This window comes from Vibrio sp. 10N.222.51.C5 (assembly GCF_041474575.1).
Classification (GTDB): domain Bacteria; phylum Pseudomonadota; class Gammaproteobacteria; order Enterobacterales; family Vibrionaceae; genus Vibrio; species Vibrio crassostreae_C.
In genome coordinates this window covers 1-7,929 of record NZ_JBFRUJ010000042.1, presented here as the reverse complement: position 1 = coordinate 7,929, position 7,929 = coordinate 1, and the positions used below count along the sequence as shown (strand labels likewise).

Sequence of the window (7,929 nt, the reverse complement as noted above, 5' to 3'; positions counted from 1 at the left end):
GGTGTTCATGACACGCTTACCTAACAAATCCGATAGACTCAGACTGATTTGCTGTTTGGAGTTGACGCCGCTTGGAGAAGAACGTGGATAAACTCAGCCCATGTTGTTCGCAAAAATTGCGCTGGGTAACACTGCTGCTTTCATATTGTTCAAACAGTGATTGCCATTCTAGGTTGGTGCGTCGTTTTGCCATTTCAACTCTCCTTTGGGTTGGAGAGATGATCTTATTCTTCGTGCTGAAAGATTAGAATGCGGTGTTCATGACACGCTTACTGTTAGACTAAATTATTGCCAGTTATAACTTCCGCTACTTAAATAAAAACACCCGCGACTTATTTGAGGCGGGTGTTTTACATTGTTACTTCGTAAAGCTATTTTAGAAAGCGGCTAATTTGTTCTAATGCTTCTACGGTATGCTTACCATTTAGTGGTTGGTTTACTGGACGGTTAGCCTTGTTGAGCATTTCATAGCCTCCTTTACCTACTTCCAGAATAGTTTCTTCAGTAATGATTGCATAGCCACTGAACTTTGATGCAAGCACCCATTCACGTTCTGGAGTTTTAGATAGCAAATCATAGCCTGTAGAAAAGTCACTAGTTGGGTTATTAACACCTAAATAGTTTTTAAGCAGTGTAGGAGCGATATCTTCATGAGAAGTAAAGTTCTTATTTAGCTTATCGTTACTTAATTGGTTAAATTTTGGGTCTATAACAATAAAAGGAACTTTTACTTGAACATCGGTAAAGTTACTGTTGTGTCCCCAAAAGTTGAGCTTGTTATCGTTAAGCTCTTGCCCATGATCACTAGTAATGATTAGTAATGTATTATCGATTCGACCCGACTTCTTCAAGGTTTCAACTACTTCTCCAATTAATGAGTCAACGTAGTGAACACTATTCTTATATCGGTTAAATATCGGCTCAGGATTAGTATCGTTATTGAGTGTTAGGTAATTAAGTTGTTTCAACATTGGAGAAAAGCCAGCGTCGTAACCTGAAGGAAAGTCATAACCGTGTGGTGCATCGAAGAATAAAAACGAAAACTGAGGTTTGCTAGAATCCGTTTTTTCAAACCATGCTTTCCAATCATTGGTTAAATCACGATCTTTGGCTGATGGTGTTGCGCCTTCTGAACGTATACGAAGATTTGGAACATTTCTAAACACGGTACGATTAAATTCAGGCTTAATTAACTGTGCTGCAGTAAAAATACCTAACTGATAGTTTAACTCTTGTAGTCGATCCATTAGTAGGGGAGATCGTTGATTTGCTAAGAACGCATGCCAATAAGTACTAGGCATCCCGTAAAAAGTACCAAAGATCCCTGCTCGAGTCGCATTACCAGTCGACATATGATTATTAAAAACAGCACCTTGTTGCGATAGCGACCAAGTGATCGGCGTCACTTCTTTGGAAAATGTGTCATAGCGCCAAGAGTCAACCACGATCAACACGATGTCTTTAAGCTCTTCCGGTTGTTCCGCTATGATTGGTTGTAGAGGGTAATTCAAATCACCCTTTTGAGATTTTGTTAGGCTTTTTCCTTGCTCCACAGCATCTAAGTCAATCCATCCAAGTTTTTTCATCAAGGAGTTGGCAGTAAGTGGATAATAAAGTGGTATATAGCGGTTGACCATAGAGACTGGTTGGAATGCATTGGCAGCAGCCCAGGTGTGTATGAAGTTAGCTACAAGAAACGTGACTACAGCAATAGCTGTGATTTTTCTTCCTAGCTTTTTTGGCAGTGCCGAGCCACGATTTGCTATCCACTTCATGAGCTTTAGCTCAATTAAAAGTACGCTTAAAAAGCCAATGATGGCCATTGCCCAAGTGACTAATGGGAAATCAACGATATCACCGGCTAAAATTAACCCGACTACCACTGCGTTAATATGAAATCGATACTGAGCAAACACAATGGTATCGATGAACAATAAGACTAAGAGAAGAGAGGCCAGTATAGCGTTATACCAAGTTGCTTTGTTTTGGTTTAACCACTTGCTTGGTAACAACAAAATACCAAATAAACAAGTCAATAAAAATATTTGTCCAACGACAGAGCTAACTGCGTAGGTGATCGACAGCGGAGTAAAAGCCTCGGCAGGAAAGAATTCAAAGCATCGAATTGAGATCAAAATGGCGAGCATAGCATTAATTAGGATAAACCAACCAATAGAGCGAAAACTGAGTTTGTTCATAGTCTTTCAAAATCCGATATTTGTGAAAGTAATAAGTATTTAATAGCCTTCAACAAGTTGCTTGCCAATAAGGTCGCAACATTGAAAGTGGCGCAAATATTGCCATAGTTCGTAACTGTTTTCATCAACCGTTACAAGCAAAGTGCTGGTTGTCTCTAAAACACTTTCGCTTTTGTCAGCAAGATTGTTGGTAGAGCTTTTCATAAAGCAAAGCAGTATGAGCAATATCGAATTGTTTTAGTTTTTGCTCACTATTGGTTATGACTTCCTGATATAGAGGCTTATCCGTTTTTATTCTGACAATTGCACTAGCCAGCGACTCTGCATTGCCGCTAGGAATTAATAGCCCTGTCTTCTCATGTTCGATGATATCTGGGATCCCTCCGGTGTCAGTACCTATAACCGGTAAACCAGCAGACATTCCTTCCAGTATTACGGAGCCCAATCCTTCAGTATAAGATGGGTGAACTTGAAGATTGGCGATAGCAAACCATTCCCCCATACTCGACTGTTTACCCTTAAAACTCAAATTGCTGAGACCTTTGGCTTGTGCTTCAAGCTCGGCTCTTTTGGGGCCATCACCAAGCAAGCAGATATGAATGTCTGGATGAGATTTGTACAGCAGCTTCGCAGCATCAATAGTAATGTTGAATGCTTTATGTGGCACCATGTTGGCAGCGTGAATTACGAGAAACTTGTCGTTGTATTGCTTTTTTAAAGTTTGTTTCTTCGTTATATCAACAGAGTAAGTCACCGGCGAACTGGGGATTTTATACACATTGGTTTTGGGGTACGCATCTGCTATGCGTGATACGATTTCACTGCTTAAACCAACTACCGCAGAAGCTCTTTGATACGCTATGTTAGCTAGCCACTTTTTTTTCAATGGATTGTCTATTCTGCGAGTAATTATGTATGGGATATTGAAAAACTTGCTCTGCAACCAGGCCCAATATATCGCTTTACCTTCGTGAACATGAATTACCTGGCACCCAGAAGTTATACTTCTCTTATGTGCATGAGCAAAACTTGAAGCTAGAATAACATGACAGCCAAGCTCTTGCGCCGCTATAGAAAAGGGACTTTTAGGGTTTGCAACAACGGTTAACTCATAGCCCATTTTCTTTTGCTGTTTGATAAGTTGTAGTGTCTGATTTTCACCGCCGTGATACCCAGAAGCTAAGTTAACATGACAAATATGCATGAGAGTTAATTCCGTAGTTTTCTTAAACATCATTGTTTAAACTGAAATAGATAGAGGGTTAAATGATATTTGTATTAATCGTTTAACTATTTTCGATAGCGCTTGCCATAGTGTCAAACATGGCAATAACATTGTCGGCTTTGATACGTTGCATTGCTTTGGTATCTTTAACTCTAGTTCGCCAATCTAGTTGCTCGACCTGATCGGAATGCTCTGCTGCAATCGCATCTTCATACACAGATACCACAGAGTGCAACGCATTGTATGGCCCAGTACGCTTTGGGTTGTGATGGGCGTATAGCCCTATAATAGGAGTGCCTACCGCATTTGCCATATGAGTAGGCCCAGTATCCGGAGCTATAATTAAATCTGATTCTTTTATTAAAGCAAGCATTTGTAATAGGCTGCTTTTCCCCACGAGATTATCTACTTGGGTTGTTAGCCGCTCTTCTATTGATTTTGCTAATTCGATTTCGATATTGGCAGGGCTTCCTGATAAGATAACATTCCAACCTGAATGTTGAGCATGTTCTATGAGCGCGACATACCCTTCGATAGTCCAGTTCTTATAGCTTTTACTTGCTGCAGGAACGATAACTAGATTTAAAGCTTTCGATTTGATTTGTGCTTTAGCCCACTGAGTTTGTTCTGGAGTGCATTTTAATTTCCAAGTGGGCTCCTGCTCCGGTACGCCAAGACAAAATGCAAAACTCATTAGTCCATCAAGCACATGCATGCTTTCTGGCGACGGTACTTTTACATTGGTAAACAAAGTCTGAAAGTCTTGGCTACGTTTTGCATCAAACCCAAGTTTATACTTTGCTTTGATGCCCAAGGTTACGATACTTGCACGTAGTGCATATTGCATGTGTAGAAGCGCATCAAATTGACGGCCTTGTAGAGTCTTCCAGAGTTTTTTGTACTCTTTCCAGCCGCCTTTTTTATCAAAGATAATTATTTCTAACCCGTTGACTGCTTCAAGGAGTTGAGCTTCCAGCCTTCCAGTAATCCAAGTTATCTTTGTTTCTGGCCAGTAATTCTGGATTGCTTGTACAGCAGCAATAGTGTTGCATACGTCTCCTATTGCAGATAATCGTAAAATACATAAGGACCTAGGGGCTGAATTAAACAATGACATGGCAAAACTCTAGCAAATTGATTGATAAGAATTATGCAGTTGAGGCTTCAGAATGTAAAATTATTCTAATGGACAACTTAGGACAACACATGCGAACCGAAACAATAGATCATCAAACCATCGTCTATGATCCAAACTTGTTGTCAAAGCGACAAATAAAGGAAGCTTTTGATGCCAATTTTTGGCAGTTGAAGAATATGGTTGTAGGGCAAGCACAAGGTCGAGGTACAACTTGGTTTATTCAGCTAGAAACAACGCAGGCGGCATTGCGGCACTATAGACGCGGTGGCCTTCTAGGTAAGCTGATTAATGATCACTATCTATACCTTGGTGAAAAACGGGTTCGAAGTTTTCAGGAGTTTTTACTGTTACAGGTATTAATTGATAATAAGGTTAATGTACCTAGACCAATCGCAGCTAGAGTGGTCAGAAAAGGTTTGGTCTATCAAGCTGATCTCTTGAGTGAAAAGGTACCTAACGCTAGTGACCTCGTCGATTGCTTGACTAAATCCGTTCTAGATAAGCAAACATATCAAAATATTGGCTCTGAGATACGCAAGATGCATAATGCTCAAGTAAATCATACAGACCTTAATATTCACAATATCTTGGTTGATGTACAGGAGCAGGTTTGGCTTATTGATTTTGATAAATGCTTCCAGCAAAGTGGAAATAGTTGGAAGAAAAGTAATCTAGAACGCCTAAAGCGCTCTTTTATAAAAGAGAAAGGTAAACGTAGGATTCAATGGCAAGAAAGTGACTGGACAGAATTAATGATCGGATACGATGATATTTTGTAGTAAAGCGGTATCTAAGGTATATTTAGCAACAGTTCATCTCGCTTCTAACTTATAAGAAACTTAATAAACATATGAAAATTGCATTGATTCATATGCGGCACGCTAATACGGGCGGCACAGAGCTATTTTTGAACCACCTATCTCGCTATCTTGCCGAGCGGGGAGAGGAAGTCACGATTATATGTCGTACGCATGTAGAGCCTTCGCATCAAAATATTAAGTTTGTAAAGTTATCGGGGTTAGCTATCGGCAAGTCTCATCGTATTTGGAAATTTGCAAAGGATGTTGAGAATCATTTAAAGTCGCATCACTATGACTTCGTTTATGGTCTTGGTAAAACTTGGTCGCATGACATGCTTCGTATCGGTGGTGGGACCCGAATACATTTGGTTGATACCATAAGAGATGGCAAACCGAACCTTAAAGATAAGGTTGCAATAAAAATTGAGCAACGCTCAATGAAAGATGGGGCGTACAGACACATTGTTGCGAATTCATATAAGAGTGCTCATGAGATCCAACAAGCTTACAATGTTCAACCCGAAAAGATTTCTGTCATACATAACTTTGTTGATACAAAGCGATTTGATCGAGAGAGAGTTTCTGTAGATGTTGAAGCTTTCCGCAAGAATTTTTCTATCGATTGGAGCAAACCTGTATTCTTATTTTTAGGTACGGGGTACAAGAGAAAAGGATTATCTGAAACACTACAAGCTTTTTCTCAATTGAGTATTGAGGCTAATTTACTAATTGTTGGTAGGGAAAGCCATGAAGAGAATTATAAGCAGCAAGCCCAGAGTTTGAAAATTGCAGAAAAGTGTCATTTTCTAGGCTCGCAGACAGCACCCGAGCTCTTTTTCTCACTTGTTGACTGTTATGTTTTCCCAACTCATTATGAACCTTTTGGTTTTACTGCGATTGAAGCATTGTCATGTGGATGCCCAGTTATTACCACTGAAGATTGTGGTGCGAAAGAGGTGATGCAACCAACTGTTTCGACCGTAGTCGAATCAGGGAAAGACGTAAACGCGTTGACAGAAGCTATGCATTATTGGGCTGAAAAGCGAAATGATTTGAATTTAAAAAAGGCTTGTAGAGACTTAGCCCTAACACTAGATGTAGAAGCCATGATGGAAAAGAACTATCAGATGATTCTCTCCGTCTACAAAGAGAAGCAAAAATAATAATGCAAGACTTTCTTAACTGGCCTGTTATTGGCCGAGGCTCTGAGCGAACTTGTTATTTAGACCCTAAAGATCCTAATCGGTGCATTAAGGTAAGTCATCGAGATAAGTCTAAACAAACTAAACGAGAGGTTGCATACCTTGAGAAATTAAAAAAGAATAATATAGACTTTACACATCTACCTCAGTATTACGGAGTTATAGACTGTGGGGATTATATCGGTATTATTCAAGAAGTTGTACGTAATGACAATGGTGATATTGCTTCTGATCTGAGGCACTATCTAAAGCGAAATAGAAGTGAAAAAGAGTTTAGTTTTCTACAAGACGGGCTTAATGAACTAAAGGGTTACCTTAAAGAAAATAATATTATTCCTAGTGACTTAGTTCTGAGTAATATATTGGTTTTAGAGAAAAAAGAAAGTATAAAACTTGTGCTAATTGATGGCTATGGTAGTACAGAACTATTTCCATTAAGCAATTATCTACCATTGGTTGGTCGTAGAAAAATAGAAAGGAAATGGAATAAGTTTAAAACAAGCAAACTTCCTAAACTTGATAAAATTGAAATCCAGGTTAATGTTATATCACTTTTAGAGAGTAAAAAACGACGAGCTAATGTTGATGCACAATTTTCCGGAAAATTAAAATACTCTTATTTTGATGCTTATAAATTCAATGATATACCTAAAATATTTGCCAGTAAAATAGACGACAGAAAAACTATTTTTCGAAGAGGTTATGCACTGGGTCGTGGTGAAAGAGGCTGTTTTTATTCACATTATGCGCTTTGGCATAAATGTGTCTCTGATAATGTACCTATGATAATATTGGAAGATGATATCGTTATAAAAGAAGATTTCTTTGATTTAATAAAATCCAACAAACTGGATGACCAGGAGTATGTTAAATTAGAAAAAAGAAGCTCTTCTTTAATTAATTTTGGGGATTTTTTCTTTCCTACGCAGAATCGTTCTGGTGCTGTGGGGTATTACCTTTCACCAATTGGGGCGAAAAAGCTGATTGATAATTCACATGTAGTGTATATGCCGGTAGATCATTATATTGGTGCGGTATGGTTACATGGTATCCCTCCTCTTTGCTTGAAGAAGCCTGTGATCACGCACCACTATGAAATGGGCACAAATATACAGTCTGAAAGGAAAATACTTGAAAATGACAGGAGCTATAGCATTTTTTCAAGGTTACTAAGAAAGTTTATCCGATTGAAAGAAAACTGTATGTATCGTTTAGTTTCTATTAAGAAGTTTTATTTATTAAAATGTGGATAATAAAAAATATCATATGTTGCTTTTTGTCGATACTATATTGGGCGTTGTTGCCTAAATTAGTTGAACCTTTTCCAAGTCCTGTGATCTGATCATTTGAAACGATTGAAACGATT

6 protein-coding genes and 1 pseudogene are annotated in these 7,929 nt (G+C 38.7%); 3 read left to right on the top strand and 4 right to left on the bottom strand.

From position 1 onward, the window contains the following. Positions 1 to 19: 19 nt before the first annotated feature. From tnpA to AB4558_RS13700, 4 genes and pseudogenes are all read right to left on the bottom strand, one after another. Positions 20 to 193, bottom strand: a pseudogene (gene tnpA, locus AB4558_RS13715) (IS66 family insertion sequence element accessory protein TnpA); the annotation flags it as partial. Between the two features lie 178 nt (positions 194 to 371). Further along, positions 372 to 2,198, bottom strand: coding sequence for a DUF3413 domain-containing protein (locus AB4558_RS13710; protein ID WP_137002434.1), 1,827 nt, complete (start codon positions 2,196 to 2,198; stop codon positions 372 to 374). Between the two features lie 175 nt (positions 2,199 to 2,373). Then, on the bottom strand, positions 2,374 to 3,402 hold the full coding sequence (locus AB4558_RS13705) for a glycosyltransferase family 4 protein (protein ID WP_137002439.1): 1,029 nt from the start codon (positions 3,400 to 3,402) through the stop codon (positions 2,374 to 2,376). 82 nt (positions 3,403 to 3,484) lie between these two features. After that, positions 3,485 to 4,540, bottom strand: a complete 1,056-nt coding sequence (locus tag AB4558_RS13700; protein WP_137002435.1) for a glycosyltransferase family 9 protein — start codon at positions 4,538 to 4,540, stop codon at positions 3,485 to 3,487. A gap of 89 nt (positions 4,541 to 4,629) precedes the next feature. Between AB4558_RS13700 and AB4558_RS13695 the strand changes: the two genes are divergently transcribed. The 3 genes from AB4558_RS13695 (at position 4,630) to AB4558_RS13685 (ending at position 7,816) form a co-directional block, all read left to right on the top strand. Further along, positions 4,630 to 5,340, top strand: a complete 711-nt coding sequence (locus AB4558_RS13695) for a 3-deoxy-D-manno-octulosonic acid kinase (RefSeq protein WP_137002436.1) — start codon at positions 4,630 to 4,632, stop codon at positions 5,338 to 5,340. A gap of 71 nt (positions 5,341 to 5,411) precedes the next feature. Next, positions 5,412 to 6,524, top strand: coding sequence for a glycosyltransferase family 4 protein (locus tag AB4558_RS13690; RefSeq protein ID WP_137002437.1), 1,113 nt, complete (start codon positions 5,412 to 5,414; stop codon positions 6,522 to 6,524). Between the two features lie 2 nt (positions 6,525 to 6,526). Then, on the top strand, positions 6,527 to 7,816 hold the full coding sequence (locus AB4558_RS13685) for a YrbL family protein (protein ID WP_372074843.1): 1,290 nt from the start codon (positions 6,527 to 6,529) through the stop codon (positions 7,814 to 7,816). Positions 7,817 to 7,929: the final 113 nt, after the last annotated feature.